This is a genomic window from Prevotella sp. MGM2, from assembly GCF_002933955.1.
Taxonomy (GTDB): Bacteria; Bacteroidota; Bacteroidia; order Bacteroidales; family Bacteroidaceae; genus Alloprevotella.
The window spans coordinates 1-17,880 of record NZ_BEWW01000304.1; the positions used below are offsets into that span (position 1 = coordinate 1).

13 protein-coding genes are annotated in these 17,880 nt (G+C 51.6%); 4 read left to right on the forward strand and 9 right to left on the reverse strand.

Annotated features, from left to right (window positions below; translation table 11 throughout):
• Positions 1-255: 255 nt before the first annotated feature.
• From sufB to rimP, 5 genes are all read right to left on the reverse strand, one after another.
• A complete protein-coding gene (gene sufB / locus C5S62_RS11090; RefSeq protein ID WP_104405443.1) occupies positions 256-1,746 on the reverse strand; it encodes a Fe-S cluster assembly protein SufB in 1,491 nt (496 codons plus the stop codon).
• A gap of 59 nt (positions 1,747-1,805) precedes the next feature.
• Complete coding sequence (locus tag C5S62_RS11095) at positions 1,806-2,372, reverse strand: CvpA family protein (RefSeq protein ID WP_104405444.1); 567 nt, start codon at positions 2,370-2,372, stop codon at positions 1,806-1,808.
• A gap of 196 nt (positions 2,373-2,568) precedes the next feature.
• Positions 2,569-5,367, reverse strand: coding sequence for a translation initiation factor IF-2 (infB, locus tag C5S62_RS11100; protein ID WP_104405445.1), 2,799 nt, complete (start codon positions 5,365-5,367; stop codon positions 2,569-2,571).
• Between the two features lie 56 nt (positions 5,368-5,423).
• Positions 5,424-6,692: a transcription termination factor NusA gene (gene nusA / locus C5S62_RS11105; RefSeq protein ID WP_104405446.1), complete on the reverse strand. Its 1,269-nt coding sequence runs from the start codon at positions 6,690-6,692 to the stop codon at positions 5,424-5,426.
• Between the two features lie 95 nt (positions 6,693-6,787).
• Positions 6,788-7,255 carry a ribosome assembly cofactor RimP gene (gene rimP / locus C5S62_RS11110; RefSeq protein ID WP_104405447.1) on the reverse strand — a complete coding sequence of 156 codons (468 nt, stop codon included), beginning with the start codon at positions 7,253-7,255 and terminating at the stop codon, positions 6,788-6,790.
• Between the two features lie 736 nt (positions 7,256-7,991).
• On the opposite strand from rimP, the gene frr reads away from it, so the two are divergent.
• From frr to C5S62_RS11135, 3 genes are all read left to right on the forward strand, one after another.
• Positions 7,992-8,552 carry a ribosome recycling factor gene (frr, locus tag C5S62_RS11125; RefSeq protein ID WP_104405450.1) on the forward strand — a complete coding sequence of 187 codons (561 nt, stop codon included), beginning with the start codon at positions 7,992-7,994 and terminating at the stop codon, positions 8,550-8,552.
• 79 nt (positions 8,553-8,631) lie between these two features.
• Positions 8,632-9,603, forward strand: coding sequence for a ribosome small subunit-dependent GTPase A (rsgA, locus tag C5S62_RS11130; RefSeq protein WP_104405451.1), 972 nt, complete (start codon positions 8,632-8,634; stop codon positions 9,601-9,603).
• Between the two features lie 286 nt (positions 9,604-9,889).
• Positions 9,890-10,363 carry an NfeD family protein gene (locus C5S62_RS11135; protein WP_104405452.1) on the forward strand — a complete coding sequence of 158 codons (474 nt, stop codon included), beginning with the start codon at positions 9,890-9,892 and terminating at the stop codon, positions 10,361-10,363.
• Positions 10,364-10,601: 238 nt separating this feature from the next.
• Here the strand turns inward: C5S62_RS11135 and cysN are convergent, their stop codons facing one another.
• Positions 10,602-12,125 carry a sulfate adenylyltransferase subunit CysN gene (cysN, locus tag C5S62_RS11140; RefSeq protein WP_104405453.1) on the reverse strand — a complete coding sequence of 508 codons (1,524 nt, stop codon included), beginning with the start codon at positions 12,123-12,125 and terminating at the stop codon, positions 10,602-10,604.
• 651 nt (positions 12,126-12,776) lie between these two features.
• Between cysN and C5S62_RS11145 the strand changes: the two genes are divergently transcribed.
• The gene (locus tag C5S62_RS11145; protein WP_104405454.1) at positions 12,777-13,676 is read left to right on the forward strand and encodes a lysophospholipid acyltransferase family protein; all 900 of its coding nucleotides are present in this window, start codon (positions 12,777-12,779) and stop codon (positions 13,674-13,676) included.
• A 503-nt stretch (positions 13,677-14,179) separates the two neighbouring features.
• On the opposite strand, the gene rnc is transcribed toward C5S62_RS11145, so the two are convergent.
• The 3 genes from rnc to C5S62_RS11165 all read right to left on the reverse strand — a co-directional run bounded on the left by rnc (position 14,180) and on the right by C5S62_RS11165 (position 17,563).
• On the reverse strand, positions 14,180-15,715 hold the full coding sequence (rnc, locus tag C5S62_RS11155; RefSeq protein ID WP_104405456.1) for a ribonuclease III: 1,536 nt from the start codon (positions 15,713-15,715) through the stop codon (positions 14,180-14,182).
• Between the two features lie 186 nt (positions 15,716-15,901).
• Entirely contained in the window at positions 15,902-17,167 is a 1,266-nt protein-coding gene (gene fabF / locus C5S62_RS11160; RefSeq protein ID WP_104405457.1) for a beta-ketoacyl-ACP synthase II, read from the reverse strand.
• Positions 17,168-17,326: 159 nt separating this feature from the next.
• A complete protein-coding gene (locus C5S62_RS11165) occupies positions 17,327-17,563 on the reverse strand; it encodes an acyl carrier protein (protein WP_104405458.1) in 237 nt (78 codons plus the stop codon).
• Between the last annotated feature and the right edge of the window lie 317 nt (positions 17,564-17,880).

Sequence of the window (17,880 nt, forward strand, 5' to 3'; positions counted from 1 at the left end):
CGTATCGGAATTTTAACTCGAATACTTGGAATTTAAATTGCAATACTTGGATTTTGGAGCTGAAATATGATGTTTTCATCTTCAAAGTTGCCTTAAAAACACACAAAAAGCGGGACTTTCACATTGAAGTCCCGCTTTGCTGTTACAAATATACGACATTTTTCGGCGGAAAGCAAATAGTGTTAAAATCGCGGACTGCCGTATAAGGCCGTGTCTATGCGTTAAAAAAAAGAAGAGGGTGGGTGGCGGTGAAGGTCACCCCACGCTGCCTTCGAGCGATACGCTGAGAAGTTTCTGCGCCTCAACGGCAAACTCCATGGGCAGCTTGTTGATGACTTCCTTGGCATAGCCGTTCACAATGAGGTCGACGGCCGCTTCGGTAGGTATGCCGCGCTGGTTGCAGTAGAAGAGCTGGTCTTCTGAAATTTTTGAAGTCGTGGCCTCATGCTCTACAATGGCATCGGGATTGTGCACGTCAATGTAGGGAAAGGTGTGGGCTCCGCTGGTGCTGCTCAGCAGGAGGGAGTCGCACGAGGAATAGTTGCGTGCCCCGGCAGCTCTTGGGGCCACGCGCACCAGTCCGCGGTAGGAATTCTGACTGTGACCGGCGGAAATGCCTTTGGAAATAATGGTGGAACGGGTATTCTTGCCCAGATGTATCATCTTTGTTCCGGTGTCGGCCTCCTGATAGTTGTTGGTTACGGCTACACTGTAGAACTCGGCCTGTGAATTGTCGCCCATGAGCACGCATGAGGGATATTTCCATGTGATGGCCGAGCCGGTCTCCACTTGTGTCCATGAAAGCTTGGAGTTTCGGCCGCGCAAGTGCCCGCGTTTGGTCACGAGGTTATAGACGCCGCCGCGTCCTTGGGCATCGCCGGGATACCAGTTCTGAACGGTAGAGTATTTCACCTCGGCATCTTCCTTCACAACGATTTCTACAATTGCGGCATGGAGCTGGTTCTCATCGCGCATGGGGGCGGTGCATCCCTCCAGGTACGAAACGTAGCCCCCGTCGTCGCAAACGATGAGCGTGCGCTCAAACTGGCCGGTGTTGCGGGCATTGATGCGGAAGTAAGTGGAGAGTTCCATCGGGCAGCGCACGCCGCGCGGGATGTATACGAAGGAGCCGTCGGAGAATACGGCGCTGTTGAGCGCGGCAAAATAGTTGTCGCGGTAAGGGACGACTGTGCCCAAGTATTTGCGCACCAGTTCGGGATTCTCCCGCACGGCTTCGCTCATGGAGCAGAATATGATACCTTTCTCCTGAAGCTTTTCCTTGAAAGTGGTTTTCACGGACACGGAGTCCATAACTGCATCGACAGCCACACCGGCCAAGGCCATACGCTCGTGGAGGGGAATGCCGAGCTTGTCAAAAGTTTTCATCAGCTCGGGGTCTATTTCTTTCTTGCCTTCGGACTTGGCTTTTTTTGTGGGGTCGGCATAATAGGAAATGGCCTGGTAATCTATCTCCGGCAGGTTGACATGGGCCCATGTGGGCTGCTTGAGCGTGAGCCAGTGTCGGTAGGCTTTGAGCCTGAACTCAAGAAGCCATTCCGGCTCTTCCTTTTTGGCGGAAATGAGCCGTACAACGTCTTCGTTGAGTCCGCGCTCTATGATTTCGGTATGCACGTCGGTAGTAAAACCGTATTCATATTTTTTTTCGGCCACTTCGCGCACGAGCTGGTTCTTCTGCCGGCTTTCGCTGCCGTCGGCCGGAATGTTGGTTTGAGGATCTTGTTGCATGATGTGGGAGTTTTTTTGGTTGGGGCCGCTGCACTTTTTGTCTTATATGGCAGTGTCCTTTAAATCTTATGGTTGCCTGCCGGTGCAAAGTCTATGAACGTGGTGTCGGGATGCATGCCTTTTTCCTTGTGCATCGGGGTTTCTCCCCGGTTGTCCTGTATGGTGGCGATGCCGCTGCGTACAAAAGGAAGTATTTTTGTGACAGGAGTATAGAGCACAGACTTTTCTGTATCTTCTTTGGATATGATCTCTATGCCGGACATCATGTTGAAGGCAAAACTGATAAGTAACAGGAATTTTGCCACGGAGAAGCATGATCCCAGAATATGGTTGGGCATACCGGTCAGCGGATTGTTGACGGCAATGGTAAGGATATTTGCCACAAATCCTAGCGCTAGCGGAACGATGACGCAGGCCAGCAGAAAAGCGATGATGCTGAGGCCGTCGTGCAGTTGGGAATATCCCTCGAGAGCAAGATGTTTACCCAATGTGGCGTAGATGATGGCCGCTATCGCAAGGCCGGTGATGATTCCCAGCGTATTGAGGGCTTCCTTTATGAAACCGTTCAGCCAACCGTTTACCACGGCCCAGACAAAAAGTATTAAAAGGAAAATGTCAATATACATGATTGTTATTATTTGGTAAGGTTAATGGAATGATGGCAATGCCCTGGCATTTTGTCGCAGAGCGTTTGTCTGTCACGGAAGCAGGAGCGTGTTTGCTTCCTGAGTGATTTTAATGAAAAACAATTAGCTGCAACACTTACGGAAACGCAGGCGCAGCTAATTGTCTGATAGGTTTTGTCGGCAGAGCAGAGGCTGGTCAGAGTTTCTGCTTTACTTCAATTTCCTGATAGGTTTCAATAATGTCGCCTTCTTTGATGTCATTGCAATTGGTCAGGGAAATACCGCACTCAAAGTTGGTGGTGACTTCTTTCACATCGTCCTTGAAGCGTTTGAGAGCATTGATCTCGCCGGTGAATATGACAATGCCGTCGCGGATGAGGCGGGCTTTGTCGCTGCGCTTCACTTTTCCGTCTATGACATAGGCGCCGGCCACGAAACCTACTTTCGAAATGTGGTAAACCTGACGCACTTCGATGGTTGCTGTCATTTCTTCTTTCATGACAGGTTCCAGCATGCCTTCCATCGCTTCCTTCACTTCTTCAATAGCATCGTAAATGACGGAATACTGGCGGATATCCACACCTTCCTTTTCTGCCAACTTGCGGGCTGACTGGCTGGGGCGTACCTGAAAGCCTACGATGACAGCCTGTGACGCAGCCGCCAACGTCACATCGTTTTCTGAAATTTGTCCCACACCTTTGTGGATGACATTAACGGCGATTGTCTCGGTAGACAGTTTGATGAAGGAGTCGGAGAGAGCCTCGACCGAACCGTCAACGTCACCTTTGACTATGATATTCATTTCTTTGAACGAGCCGAGTTTGATGCGGCGGCCCACTTCATCGAGTGTCAGCATTTTATGGGTGCGCAAATCCTGTTCGCGCTGCAGTTGTTCACGCTTGGTGGCTATTTCGCGCGCTTCCTGCTCTGTTCCCATTACGTGGAACTGGTCACCGGCTTGCGGAGCACCGTTAAAACCGAGCAAAGTAGCGGCTTGTGCCGGACCTACTTCTTGAATACGCTGTCCGCGTTCATTGAAGAGGGCCTTTACGCGGCCGAAGTTGGTTCCGGCCAGTACGACATCGCCTTGGCGGAGTGTGCCGTTCGACACAAGTACAGTGGCAACGTAACCACGACCTTTGTCAAGCGATGATTCGATGACTGTTCCTAAAGCCTTGCGGTTGGGGTTGGCCTTGAGTTCAAGCATGTCCGCCTCGAGGAGCACTTTTTCGAGGAGTTCTTGCACGCCAAGGCCTTTCTTTGCAGAAATGTCCTGACTCTGATACTTTCCGCCCCATTCTTCTACCAGGAAGTTCATTGCTGCCAAAGATTCCTTTATCTTGTCGGGGTTGGCGTGCGGCTTGTCTATTTTATTGATGGCGAATACAATGGGTACGTTTGCGGCTACAGCGTGATTGATTGCCTCCTTGGTTTGTGGCATGATGTCGTCATCGGCGGCAATAATGATTATGGCTATGTCCGTCACTTGAGCACCGCGGGCGCGCATGGCGGTGAACGCTTCGTGTCCGGGAGTGTCGAGGAAAGTGATGTGACGGCCGCTTTCCAGTTTTACGTTGTAGGCGCCGATGTGCTGTGTTATGCCGCCCGCTTCGCCGGCGATGACGTTGGCTTTGCGTATGTGGTCGAGCAGCGATGTCTTACCGTGGTCCACATGGCCCATGACGGTGACGATCGGAGCACGGGGTTCAAGGTCTTCTTCGTTGTCCTCCTCTTCGGCGATGGCTTCCTGTACGTCTGCGCTGATGTATTCTGTTTTGAAACCGAATTCTTCGGCTACGAGGTCAATGGTTTCGGCGTCGAGGCGTTGGTTGATGGAAACCATTATGCCGATGCTCATGCACGTTCCTATGACTTGTGTCACGGGTACGTCCATCATGGTGGCCAGTTCGTTGGCTGTTACAAACTCGGTGAGTTTGAGTGTTTTGCTTTCAGCTTTTGCCTCGAGGCGCTCCTCTTCCTGTTGTGCGCGTACCTGTTCGCGTTTTTCTTTGCGGTATTTGGCGCCTTTCGAGCCTTTTTGCTTGCTGGTGAGTCGTGCGAGGGTTTCCTTCACCTGCTTGGCTACGTCTTCATCGGATATTTCGGGTTTGAGTACGGCCTGGGCTTTGCGGTTACGTTCCTTAGAACGTTTGCTTCCACCCTGTTGGTTGTTGTTTTGTCCGCCGTTCTGCTGCCGGTTGCGTGATGCGTTGGGGTTTTGCTGGTTGGCGGCAGCGTTGATGTCAACGCGTTCTTTGCCAATGCGGTTGCGTTTCTTTTTCTCTCCCGTATTGTTTTGTCCGGCAGGGTGTGCCTGACGGTTTTTCTCCTCGCGTTCTTTGCGGCGTTCCTCTTTGGTTTTTTTCTTGGGACGGGTTGTTTGGTTGATGCTGGAGAGGTCGATGGTGCCGAGTACTTTCGGGCCGCTTATTTCAGGATGTGTGTGTAGTTTGAACACTCCGTCACTTTCTTCTCCTATGGCTTTGGCCCGTTCTTCAACGGAGAGTTTCTGCCGGACTTTCTTTTCTTCGGGAACGGCAGGGGCGGGATTTTCTTTTTCCGCTGTTTCCGTTTTCACGTTTTCTGTGGCCGTTGCAGTGGTTTCCACCTCTTTTTTCTCTTCGGCCGGTTGTTGTACGGCTATGGTTTCCGGCTGTTCTGCCGGTGTGGGTTTTGCTGAGAGGTCGATGCTGCCTTTCACCTTGAGCTGCGGACGCATTTCATCGGGAACGGTTGTTTCGATGACCTCTGGGGCTGCTTTTTTCACTTTCTCCTTGTTGTTTTTTTCCTTTTGGCGGTTTTGGAGGATTCTTTCCGCTTCGGTGCGCAGGTCTTTGTCGGCTCCGAACTCCTTGCGTAGGAGCTCGTATTGCTCATCGGTAATTTTCTCGTTGGGTGAAGCGTTGACGCTATGTCCCTTTTTGGCGAGAAAATCCACAACCGTTGGCAGTCCGACGTTGAATTCTTTGATTACTTTATTGAGTCTTATGATCATGCTCTCTGTTTTGTTGTTTTTCTGTGTGGGGCGGATGTCGTCCCCCTTGTCGTTAATTAGTTGTTCTCGTCGTCGAACTCGGCCTTCAGGATACGGAGTACTTCGTCTACCGTGTCTTCTTCAAGGTCGGCTTTCTCGATGAGCATGTCGCGCGGGGCGTTGAGCACTTCCTTGGCTGTGGTGAGTCCGATGCTCTTGATGGCGTCGATGACCCACTGGTCTATTTCGTCGGAGAATTCATCGAGATAGATGTCTTCCGTTTCCTCGCCTCCTTCTACCTCTCGGTAAACGTCGATGGTAAACTCCGTCAGCATGGATGCCAGCTTGATGTTCATACCGCCCTTACCGATGGCCAGCGACACTTCTTCGGGGCGGAGGTAGACTTCGGCTTTGCGCTCTTCTTCGTTGAGCACGATGTTGGATACTTCTGCCGGACTGAGGGCGCGCTGTATGAAGAGTTTGATGTTGGAAGTGTAGTTGATGACGTCGATGTTCTCATTGTTGAGCTCGCGCACGATGCCATGTATGCGGCTTCCCTTAACGCCGACGCAGGCGCCTACGGGGTCGATGCGGTCATCGTAGCTTTCTACGGCTATCTTGGCGCGTTCGCCGGGAATGCGGGCGATGCGGCGTAGGGAGATGAGTCCGTCGGCTATTTCAGGAATTTCCTGTTCGAGCAGCCGGCGCAGGAACTCCGTCGATGTGCGCGAAAGGTATATCTTGGGGTTGCCGTTGGTGTTGTCCACGCGGTCGATGACAGCGCGCACGGTGTCGCCTTTGTGAAAGAAGTCGCGCGGTATCTGCTGGTTCTTGGGCAGAAGGAGTTCGTTGTGCTCGTCGTCCATGAGCAGCGTTTCGTGTTTCCAGGTCTGATAGACCTCGGCGGCCATGATCTCTCCCACGCGGTCTTTATATTTGTTGTAGAGCGAGTCGTGTTCAAGTTCCAGAATTTTGCTGGCCAGAGTCTGGCGCAGGGTGAGAATGGCGCGGCGGCCGAATTTGGCAAAATCAATCGGCTCGCTCACTTCCTCGCCCACTTCATAGTCGGGGTCTATTTCGCGGGCTGCCGTCAGGGTTATTTCCTTGTTCTCGTCGTTCACTTCGCCATCGGCCACTACCTCGCGGTTGCGGTAGATTTCAAAGTCGCCTTTGTCGGGATTTACAATAACGTCGAAGTTTTCGTCGGAACCGAAGATTTTGGCCACGACGCTACGGAAGCTTTCCTCCAGCACGCCCACCATCGTGGTACGGTCGATGTTTTTAGTTTCTTTAAATTCAGAGAAGGTGTCGATGAGACTCATGGTCTCTTCTTTTTTCTTTGCCATATATTGTTGTTTTTATATTCCTTAGTGTACGTCCTGGCCGCTTCTTGCCGGCAGTTTCCGAGAGCCATGCGCCTGCCGGGAATGCCGTGGCGGATTTATTTGAACTCGATGAGGTATTTCGTGGATTTCACCTCGTCGTAGCGGAGCGTGATGTCGCGGTCGTGCAGTTCGGGGCGCTTCTTGCCCTCAGGCTTTATCTTCTCCTGAACGGTGATGACGAACTCCTCAGGTGTCACGCCCGACAGGATGCCGGTCAGCTTGCGGCCGTCGGAAGTGACTACCTCCACGCGTTTCCCTTGGTGGATCTCATACTGCCGGAGCACCTTGAAGGGCTGGCCTATTCCGGCGCTGCCTACCTCCAGTTCGAAGTCTTCTTCCTCGCGGTCGAGTCCGGCTTCGATGAAGCGGCTCAGTTCCACGCAATCTTCAATCCACACGCCTTCCTCGTGGTCTATTTCCACAACGATGCGGCTGTCGGCCGAAACAGTCAGGCCCGTCAGGAAATAGTCCTTGCCGGCCAGCCATTCGTCCACTAGTTTTTCCACTACGCTTTTGTCAATCATACAGGTGATAAGATGTTGTGAGTAAAAACAAGTGAGGAACTTTATTCAAGCCCCTCACTGTATCCACGTGCAAATATACGATATTTTTCTTTATGCGGCAGCCCTTTTGTGGAAAAATAAAATGTTTTTCAAAAAAAACAGCCGGCAGCACGGTGGCCGACAGCCGTTTTTGCTTTAAGGGAAACATTCTGAACAGTCTGTCGTTTATGGATGGGAAAAGGAGGAAATGAATCCTTCTTGGTGGGAAAACCTCATTTTAACACAATTTGCTTTCGGCCGGAAAATGTTGTATATTTGTAACAGCGGAGCGGGGCTTTCCATCGGAATACCCCGCTTTTCTTTTGTTTTTCAGGTAATTCTGAACATTTTTTATCGTGTTTTTATTGAAAATTCCCCGTATTGCAATTTTAATTCCCCGTATTCGAGTTGAATTTTCAATACCGACTTTTTCTCCCACACTACTTCAAACCTATATTTTAACAGTCTGAAATGTTGCCGAAAGTTAAATATGTTAAATTCGACGGTCGGAATGTGGCACCGGAGGCACCCGGAAACCATCGCCCGCTGCCGGTGTTTTTTTAAACGTCGGGTGCAAAATATCCCGTTGCGCTATCAGTTTTTCACAGATATTTCGTATTTTTGCCCTTAAAGCAGCCGCCGGACCTCTTGGCTTCCGAAAAGCCACCGGTCCGCGCAGGCTTTGTCTGAATAATAACCTCGAAAAAGAATAACACGTATGTTAGACGTAAAGCAATGCCTCGCCGACTGTGAGGAAAAAATGGAAATGAGCGTGATGCACCTCGAAGACGCCCTGTCGCATATCCGCGCCGGAAAGGCCAACGTTCATATTCTCGATGAAATCCGTGTGAACAGTTACGGTTCTATGGTGCCGCTCAACAATGTGTCCGCCATCACCACTCCCGATGCCCGTACCATCGCCATCAAGCCATGGGACAAGCAGATGTTCCGCGTCATTGAAAAGGCCATCATCGACAGTTCTGTGGGCATTATGCCCGAAAGCAACGGCGAAATCATACGTCTCGCCATTCCGCCTCTCACCGAAGAAAGACGCCGCGACCTTACCAAGCAGTGCAGCAAAGAAGCCGAGGAGTGCAAGGTGGCCATCCGCAACGCCCGTCGCGACGGTATCGACAAACTGAAAAAAGCCATCAAGGACGGCCTTTCCGAAGACGTGGAGAAAGACGCCGAGAATGATTTGCAGAAAATTCACGACAAGCAGGTGAAGAAGGTGGAAGAACTCCTTGCCGCCAAGAACAAGGAAATCATGACGGTGTGAGAACTGTCCTGCAAGGCCTGCCGGCAACCATTGGCCGCAGCCATCCTTGCAGGGGTGCCAACCAATCATCAATCGTAATATGCACGGCATAGTCATCCGGAATACCGGCAACAGTTATATTGTCCGCACCGACGACGGGCAGGAGGTGGAATGCAAGGTGAAAGGCAATTTCCGCCTGCGCGGCATCCGCTCCACCAGCCCCGTGGCAGTGGGCGACGGCGTGACCGTAAACATGCCCCCTTCGGGCACCGGCGACAACCGGGGAGGATACGGTACAGACGTTTTCTTTATCACCGAAATCGACGAGCGGCGCAACTATATCGTAAGGAAAGCCTCCAACCTCTCCAAGCAGAGTCACATCCTCGCCGCCAATATTGATCTGGCAGTGCTTGTAGTCACCATGGCACGGCCCGAAACAAGCACCACCTTCATCGACCGTTTTCTGGCTTCGGCCGAAGCCTATCGCGTACCCGTGGTGCTGGCTTTCAACAAAGTCGACGACTTCACCGCAGAGGAGCGCGAAAAAGCCGGATACCTCATGGCGCTCTACACAGATGTAGGCTACCGGTGCTATGCCATAAGCGCCCTCACCGGACAGGGACTTGAGGAACTTCTCTCAGACATGAACGGAAAGACAGGCCTTCTGGCCGGACATTCCGGTGTCGGAAAATCAACACTCCTTAACCGTCTCGTGCCTGAGGCCCATGCCCGCACAGCTGAAATATCCGAAGCGCATGGAACAGGTATGCATACGACAACTTTCAGCGAACTTTACGATCTTCCGGGTACTTCCGGCGGCGCCATCATCGACATTCCCGGAATCAAAGGATTCGGCACCTTTAACATGGAGCCCACGGAAGTGGCACATTACTTCCGCGACATCTTCCGCCTTTCTGCCGGCTGCCGTTTCAACAACTGCACCCACACCCACGAACCGGGATGCGCCGTGCTCGAAGCGCTTGAGGCGCATCGGCTGGCCCCCTCGCGTTACGCTTCCTACCTCTCCATGCTCGACGATAAGGAAGAAGGAAAATACCGCGCCGCTTTCTGACAACAGTCTCCCGCTTTCCGGCAACGGCAGTCCCGCAACAGGCAACAGCCGTACCATTGAAGGCCATGGCAATGTCATTGAAATTTATGACAATACCGTTCAGGCTGTAGGCCGCACTGTCTCTTACAACAGGCCGTCCGTCTTTAGCAACCGTCGCCCGCAGCCTTGCAAAGGGTATCGTCGGGCGGAAAATTAGCCTTATCTGTTTTCCCGCAGTTGCCGGTTGTCATAAGAAAAGACCAGCTCGGCAAGGAAAAGCAAAGTTTCACCTTAAAAATAAAGAATAATGTCAGCCACTCTCATCATCATTGCCATTCTCGTAATCATATCCCTGTTGCTTTTCGCCGTAGAGGCGTTTGTCATTCCCGGTATGGGCTTTGCCGGCATCGGTGCAGCCGTTTGCGTGGTCGTTGCCGACATACTCGTCTTCTACGAATACGGCACCACAGCAGCCATTGCGGCGTTTCTGCTCTCCACCGTGCTGGTATTGCTTTTCTTCCGCTGGTTCAGCAAGTCGAAGGCACTCGAACGCATGGAGTTGAAAAGTACCATTGACTCTACTGCGGCCACTGCGGCACAGCTTTCCGTTCGTCCCGGCGATACCGGCCGGGCGCTTACCCGCCTTGCGCTTATCGGAAATGCCGAGATAAACGGCCGTAGGGTAGAGGTTAAATCTGCCGGCAGTTTTATTGATGAGGGAACCTCTATTGTCGTGACAGAAGTGAGTGAGGCGCTTGTTATTGTGAAGCCGGCGGAATGAGTCCGGTCTCACTTTTTTGCTGAAGCGGTAATCGGGGATGCTTGCCGGTTGTGTGGCGTATCTGACCATTGCGGTTTTAGGAATATTGGCAGTGATCTGAAGATGGCTGATGCCGGGCTGAATGTTAGTGGCTGTATTGTAAAATATTTGTCCCGCCGTATGAATGATAATATCATACGGCGGGACAAGTGTTTTGGCGGTGAAGAGACCGCAGGCGGTATTGGGATCCCGCTTTTCTTTATCCTTTCTTTACGATGATGGCCAATCCTTGTTTTTCGAGGGCGCTTACGGCGCGGTCTATGGCTTCGTAATGTTCAGGTGTGATGCCTAGGGCGGGCAGGTCGAGAGTGGGCAGGGCGTCTCCGGAGTGGAGGTCGCGCTCTTCCACCGGTCCTATGATCATGCCTACTGCCGATGTGTTGTTGGTGATAGGGTCGATGACGATGAAAGCGCCTGTAGGCTTGTTTTCTTTGTAGGCATCGAAGAAGAGTTCCTTGGATGTTACGAACACTGCACGGCCTATTTCGTTGAGTTCGAGGCGGTCTACCTGCGACTGTTCAAGTGTGTTGACGTCCACCTTGTGGCGTATGTGGTCTATGCGGCAGCGTGTGGTGTTGGTGGTGTGTTTGAGGTAGAAGGATTTTTGTGCGTCCATGGGTTTCTCGTCCATCCACACGAGCATGGCTTCGAAGTGACGGCCGATGTGCGGTCCTGATGTCAGGGACTGTGGTGTGAGTTGGTTGCCGGCGGCTTGTTCGTCGCATTTTACGATCATTTCGCCGCGGGATATGTCGATTTCGTCTTCCAACTGGAGTGTTATACTTTGAGGCGGGAAGGCGTAGTCAAGGTCGCCGTCGTAGGTTGCGATACGCTTTACGCGACTTGTTTTTCCAGAGGGGAGTGCCATTATTTTGTCGCCCCGGCGAATGATTCCCGAAGCTACTTTGCCGCTGAAGCCTCGGAAGTCGAGGTTGGGTCGCAGGACGTATTGTACGGGGAAGCGGAAGTCTTTCAGGTTGTGGTCGCCTTCGATGTGTACGTTCTCGAGGAATTGCAGGATGCTGGGACCTTCGTACCACGGTGTGCGGTTGCTGCGTTCCACCACGTTGTCTCCTTCGAGCGCCGAGAGGGGGATGCACTGCACGTCAGGCACTCCGAAGGGGGCGATGAAGGCACGGAATTCGGCCACGATATTGTCGAAGACTTCGCGGGAGAAGTCCACCAGGTCCATTTTGTTCACGGCCAGCACGATGTGTTTGATGCCAAGCAGTGACACGAGGAAGGTGTGACGGCGCGTTTGCGTGATGACCCCTGTGCGGGCGTCGACGAGTATGACGGCAAGGTTGGCAGTGGAGCCGCCCGTAATCATGTTGCGGGTGTATTGCTCGTGTCCCGGTGTGTCGGCAATGATGAATTTCCGTTTGTTGGTAGAGAAGTAGCGGTAGGCCACGTCGATGGTGATGCCTTGTTCGCGTTCGGCCTTCAGGCCATCACATAAGAGGGCATAGTCGATGTTGCCTTCGCCTGCGTTGCCCACCCGCTTGGAGTCGCGTTCGAGCGCCGAAAGCTGGTCTTCATAAAGTTTTTTCGAGTCGAAGAGCAGGCGTCCAATGAGGGTTGACTTGCCGTCGTCTACGGAGCCGGCCGTGAGCAGGCGGAGCAGATCTTTCTTTTCGTCCTGGTCGAGATATTCTTCAATGGAAAGTTTTCGTCCGTCATTTTCGTCGGACGCGGTATAGGAGTTGTCGGTATAATTTGCCATGTTCTTATATGGTATATGCTGCTGCAAAGATAATGCAAAAGGGTGAGGGAGCGAAGCAAACCGGCTGGTTTTTCCGCTTTGGCACGCTGCTTATTCCTGTTTTTGTGGAAAGCGGGGATGAACAATGTCGAAATGTATGAGAAACAGGTATTTTTGTCGTTCCGACAGGTGCAGGAACTGTTTCTGCCGCTTTTTAACATAGTTTGCTTTTGGCCGGAAAATGTTGTATCTTTGTAACAGCGGAGCGGGACTTTCCATGAGGAAGCTCCGCTTTTTCAATGTTTTTCAGGCCTTTTTCGTGAGAAAAACGCCGTATTTCCACTCTTAATTCCCCGTATTGGAATATAAATTCCAAGTATTCGAGTTGAAATTTCGATACGGACTTTTTCTTCCGCACTATTTGTAACCTATATTTTAACATGCCGGAGTGTTACGGAAGGTTAAATATGTTAAAGTGAAAAAGGGTGGTTGGATGCAGGAAAAGGAGCTGCGGGTGCCTTGAAGAGGTCTACTGGAAGTTGGTGGCAGGAAATGCCGCTGCCGTCCGGCTAGGTGGGGGCTTCCTTAAAAATACCGGTTGGCGCCTTTGGGGAATGTAAAAACAAAAAAGTTTGTTTCGCCTCTTCGTCCTTTTGGCTTATCTTTGCAACCATGAAACTTTTAATAGGACTTCTTTGCCTTCTTTCACGTCTGCCGCTGGGAATGCTCTACCGGCTTTCGGATGTTTGCTATCCGCTGGTCTACTATGTGGCGCGTTACCGTCGTGGTGTAGTGCGGCGGAATCTTGATAATTCATTTCCCGAATTGACGGCCGGGGAACGGCGGAAAATAGAAAAACGCTTCTACCGGTGGTTTTGCGACTATGTGGTGGAAACCCTTAAACTCATCACCATCCGTCCTGAGGAGATGCGCCGCCGCATGAGCGTTGAGGGGACGGAAGAGGTGGAGTTGGCTTTGAAAACTCATCCTTTCGTGTTTATTTACTTGGGGCATTACTGCAATTGGGAATGGATTTCATCGCTGCCGTTGTGGATGAAGGAGAAGACAACGCATTGTGCGCAGCTTTACCGTCCGCTGCGCAACAGGCACTTCGACGGGCTGTTCTTTAAGTTGCGTACGCGTTTCGGGGCTGAAAACATCTCGAAGTATGAGTCGCTGCGCCACATACTGCGTCTCAAACGCGAAGGCCGTCCTACCGTTGTGGGGTTCATTGCCGATCAGACGCCCGGCGGCAACAGCATACATGACTGGGTAGACTTTCTGCATCAGGACACACCGGTGTTCACCGGCACGGAACGTATCGCCAAAAAGGTGGATGCGGCTATATTTCTGGCTGACGTGGAGCGTACCGCGCGCGGATACTATCATCTGCGTTTGCGGCATATCACCGATAACGTCAGGGAATATAAGGATTATCGCCTGACAGACCTTTACATGGAAGAACTTGAAAAGATGATACATCGTCAGCCCCATCTTTGGCTTTGGAGCCATCGCAGGTGGAAGCACCGTCGGACGGTGGCGCCTGATGACAACGGCGGCTTGGCGGATTGAACCTATACCGGTGTCCCCAATGCGAAAGCATCGGGGATTTTTCATATATTGAAAAGAGGCTTAAGAAGATTATTGGAGAAAGAAATATATTCGGCTGTGTTTTCGGGAGGAGTGCTGCGGTCTTCGCTCATATAGGTTTGTGTGATTTCAGGACATAAAAAAAGGGATACCGCTGTACCCCAATCTTGTTAACCTTAAATCTAATACTATGAAAAACACAATGCAAAGGTACGATTATTTTTGTTTCCTGCAAGAAAATAATCTCTAAATGTACTTTAATGTTTGTTTTTTTAACAAATCAACTGTCGTATTTGCTATTTTAGCTTGGCAAAATAAGCATGACGTTGCACCTGTCTGTGATATCATCGCACAGATAAAATCTCTTGTAATTAGATTCATACTAGAAATAAACCACGGGGATGGCACTATAAAGCCATCCCCGTGGGAAATCCTTATTGAAGAATAAAGTTAACTCGTTCTTCTGATAACTATAAGAACATAGGTCATTCCTCGTAAGCCGCTGCTTCGGCTTGGCGCACAATGGCTTCCCGGCGTTCGCGTTCGGCACGCAACCCACCTTCGCTGGCTGGGTTTTCGTGCTCTTTGCGTCGCTGCCGCGGTCCGCAGGCTTCTTTCCCGTTGCCTTTTTCATCTGGAGCAAAGTAGTCCCCTGATGCTAAAACTTCTCTCTGAGGTGTCGCCGTAGATGTTTCTTTTTTGTCATCCTGTTGGCTGCCGTCTCCGGCATGCTTGTTCGGCGCCCGTTTGGCCCGTGTGCCTCTTGAGGCTCGCTGGCGCTGTGACAACCTGTCTTCGTCGTATGCGTCCGACGAAGATTTTTTTTGAGATTTTTCTGTAATCTCTTCTGATGTGGCTGGCTTTGCCGGTCGTAAGTCTTGCTCTTGTGGCATTACGGCAGGTGTGCTGGGTGAAGCGGTGGGCTGGTTCTTTGCCGTATTGTCCGTCTTATGGTTCCTGCCCTGTTTTTTTTGAACAGTGGGGGCAGTTCTGGCATCGGGCGTGGTGGCTTCTTCGGCAGGCAGATTGATTTTCGGCGCTTTGAGTTGTTGGGAAATGGGTTTCTGCTTTTTCAAATCCTGTTGCGGCGAAGGGGCAGGGCGTTGCGGCGCCCGTTTGGCTGAACGGGCAGCTGCGGAACGCGCCTCCCTACTGCGTGTGGAGGCTGTTATGGCCTGTTTTTCCGTCAGCTCGGCTTCTATTTCCTCAATCTTCGGAAGGGCGCATATTTCAGGAGCTTCCATGGCCGTGCGCTTTTCCTTGGCCTTGAAGATGCTTTCCAGAAAACGCGGCTCGCGGCGCAGTTTGGTCAGTGCGGCTTTGGCTGCCATTTGCTGGCTTTCTTTTTTTGTATGTCCTTTACCTTCTCCGGCCTTCAAGCCTTCTATGAGTATTATGCTGCCGAATATTATCTCACCCGGCTCTTTTCCGGCAGTCTGGTCCATTTGGAATTCCGACTGTATGCGGTTCTTTTGTGTCCACTCCAGGAGTTTGCTCTTGAAGTTGACTTCTTTTTGGGCTACGCCGTCGAGGTCGAGCAGGCGGCCTACGATGCGTTTCTTTATGAACCATTTGCAGTGGTTGTAGCCGCGGTCGAGATAAATGGCGCCAACGAGGGCTTCGAAGGCATTGCCACCTATATTATTATTGTGTGAGCCGGGTTGTGTGTTGGCCTTGATGAGGCGGTCGAGCCCTATTTCGGCTGCGAGCCGGTTGAGGGATGTTCGCTGCACTATCTTGCTGCGTGTGCTGGTGAGGAATCCTTCCCGCTTGCGTTCGTAGCGGTGGAATACGATGTCGCTTACTATGGCCTCGAGGATGGCATCGCCGAGGAATTCCAGCCGTTCGTTGTTGAGCGGTCGCCCTTTCTGGGAGCGGTAGGCCTGCGACTTGTGTGCCAGAGCTATACGGTATATTTCGAGGTTGTGGGGGTAGAATCCGAGGATGCCGTGCAGGGCCGAGAGGAGGTCTTTGTCCTTTCGGAAGGAGTATTTTACCCTGTCGATGAGATTAATGATCATAGTGGGCAGGTGTATAGATTAAGAGCTAAAAGTGAAAGTAGGGGTAAGTGGCGTGTGTGGCACACTTCCACCGGCTGGTATCATTGGGATGCCGGTATGAGGCGGTTTTTCGGCGATAGGGGTTGTGTCGCCTGGCCGTCGGACTACTTTTAGCTTTTAGCTCTTAACTCTTTGTGGGTTGTCTGCTTATTCTTCGTACTTCTTTACGATGCAGCAGGCGTTGTGTCCGCCGAATCCGAAGGTGTTGCTCAGTGCGGCGCGTACGGGGCGTTTCTGTGCTTCGTTGAAGGTGAAGTTGAGGTTATAGTCGATGTTTTCGTCGTTGTCGCCTTCTTCGTGGTTGATGGTGGGGGGGATGATGTCTTCCTTGACGGAGAGGCAGCATACCATGGCTTCAACGGCTCCGGCTGCTCCGAGGAGGTGGCCTGTCATGGACTTGGTTGAGCTGATGTTGAGTTTGTAGGCGTGTTCTCCGAAGAGTTTGGTGATGGCCTTTACTTCTGAGACGTCGCCCACGGGGGTGGAGGTGCCGTGTACGTTGATGTAGTCGATGTCTTCAGGCTTCATGCCGGCGTCTTCAAGCGCGCTGCTCATTACGAGGTGTGCGCCGAGTCCTTCGGGGTGGCTGGCTGTGATGTGGTGTGCGTCGGCAGACATGCCTACGCCGGCTACTTCGCAGTAGATTTTCGCTCCGCGTGCTTTGGCGTGCTCCAGTTCTTCGAGGATGAGACAGGCGGCTCCTTCGCCCATGACGAATCCGTCGCGGCTGGCGCTGAAGGGGCGTGAGGCGCGTGTGGGGTCGTCGTTGCGTGTGGAGAGGGCGTGCATGGCGGTGAATCCGCCTACGCCGGCCGGCCAGATGGCAGCTTCAGCTCCGCCCGTTACGATGGCGTTGGCTTTGCCCAGACGGATGAGATTGAAGGCGTCGGCAAAGGCGTTGGTAGAGGAGGCGCATGCCGAGGTGGTGGTGAAGTTGGGTCCGTGAAAACCGTACATGATGGAGATTTGTCCGGAGGCGATGTCGGCAATCATTTTGGGAATGAAGAAGGGGTTGTATTTGGGACCCATCTCTGCGCCGTTGACGGCGTAGTTGCCTGCTTCTTCCTCGAAGGTGTGGATGCCGCCGATGCCTACGCCTAGAATGACGCCGATGCGGTTTTTATCCACGGCTTCGAGGTTCATTCCGCTGTCCTTGACGGCTTCCATGGCGGCTACGAGGGCGTATTGCTCATAGAGGTCCATTTTGCGGGCTTCTTTGCGGTCGATGTAGTCGGCGGCTTTGAAACCTTTCACTTCGCAGGCGAATTGGGTTTTGAACTTAGAAGCGTCGAAATGTGTGATGGGGCCGGCGCCGCTGACGCCTTTCTTGAGGTTTTCCCAAGTTTCGGCAACGGTGTTGCCGACGGGGGTTAAAGCTCCGAGGCCGGTAACGACCACTCTTTTTAATTCCATATTTCGTGTGGTTTAATTATGAAACGAACGGGAGATTACGCATTTTGAGGTTACACGCTATCTTCTGTCCGGCAGGTCCGGCAGTTTGCAAAGATCAACGTATAACCTCAAAACTTCAGAATCTTTTCATTTGCCGCGCGGGCAAAGCGAGGGTTCTGTTTATTTTACGTTTGCCTCGATGTAGGCAACAGCATCACCTACGGTAGAGATTTTCTCTGCCTGATCATCGGGGATAGTGATTTTGAACTCTTTTTCGAATTCCATGATAAGTTCTACAGTGTCGAGAGAGTCGGCACCGAGGTCGTTGGCGAAGCTTGCTTCGTTCTTTACTTCAGCTTCGTCTACGCTCAGCTTGTCTACGATGATAGCTTTTACTTTTTCTGCAATATCAGACATGGTTTTTCTTTTTTATGAATTAATAAATCGGTTTTCTGTCTTTCTTTCAGGTTGCAAAAATAGGTTTTATTCTTTATATAACAAAGCATTTTAAGGAAAAAACATCTATTTTATGCACAAAGGGCGCTGTTTTGGGCATAAAAAGGGGGCGCAGGAGACGGTTCTCCTGATTTGAGGTACTGGGAAGTCTTTTTGACTTTAACATATTTAACCTTCCGTAACACTCCGTAGTGTTAAAACGTAGGTTGTAAGTGAGGAAACGGAAAAAGTCCGTATCGGAATTTTAACTCGAATACTTGGAATTTAAATTGCAATAC

Excerpts from the sequence above, each read along its gene's own strand:
- C5S62_RS11135 (WP_104405452.1), top strand. The coding sequence starts at position 9,890 with ATGTCAGCCACTCTCATCATCATTGCCATTCTCGTAATCATATCCCTG.
- C5S62_RS11145 (WP_104405454.1), top strand. The coding sequence starts at position 12,777 with ATGAAACTTTTAATAGGACTTCTTTGCCTTCTTTCACGTCTGCCGCTG.
- C5S62_RS11095 (WP_104405444.1), bottom strand. The coding sequence starts at position 2,372 with ATGTATATTGACATTTTCCTTTTAATACTTTTTGTCTGGGCCGTGGTA.
- fabF (WP_104405457.1), bottom strand. The coding sequence starts at position 17,167 with ATGGAATTAAAAAGAGTGGTCGTTACCGGCCTCGGAGCTTTAACCCCC.
- C5S62_RS11165 (WP_104405458.1), bottom strand. The coding sequence starts at position 17,563 with ATGTCTGATATTGCAGAAAAAGTAAAAGCTATCATCGTAGACAAGCTG.
- rsgA (WP_104405451.1), top strand. The coding sequence starts at position 8,632 with ATGCACGGCATAGTCATCCGGAATACCGGCAACAGTTATATTGTCCGC.
- rimP (WP_104405447.1), bottom strand. The coding sequence starts at position 7,255 with ATGATTGACAAAAGCGTAGTGGAAAAACTAGTGGACGAATGGCTGGCC.
- rnc (WP_104405456.1), bottom strand. The coding sequence starts at position 15,715 with ATGATCATTAATCTCATCGACAGGGTAAAATACTCCTTCCGAAAGGAC.
- infB (WP_104405445.1), bottom strand. The coding sequence starts at position 5,367 with ATGATCATAAGACTCAATAAAGTAATCAAAGAATTCAACGTCGGACTG.
- frr (WP_104405450.1), top strand. The coding sequence starts at position 7,992 with ATGTTAGACGTAAAGCAATGCCTCGCCGACTGTGAGGAAAAAATGGAA.
- cysN (WP_104405453.1), bottom strand. The coding sequence starts at position 12,125 with ATGGCAAATTATACCGACAACTCCTATACCGCGTCCGACGAAAATGAC.
- sufB (WP_104405443.1), bottom strand. The coding sequence starts at position 1,746 with ATGCAACAAGATCCTCAAACCAACATTCCGGCCGACGGCAGCGAAAGC.
- nusA (WP_104405446.1), bottom strand. The coding sequence starts at position 6,692 with ATGGCAAAGAAAAAAGAAGAGACCATGAGTCTCATCGACACCTTCTCT.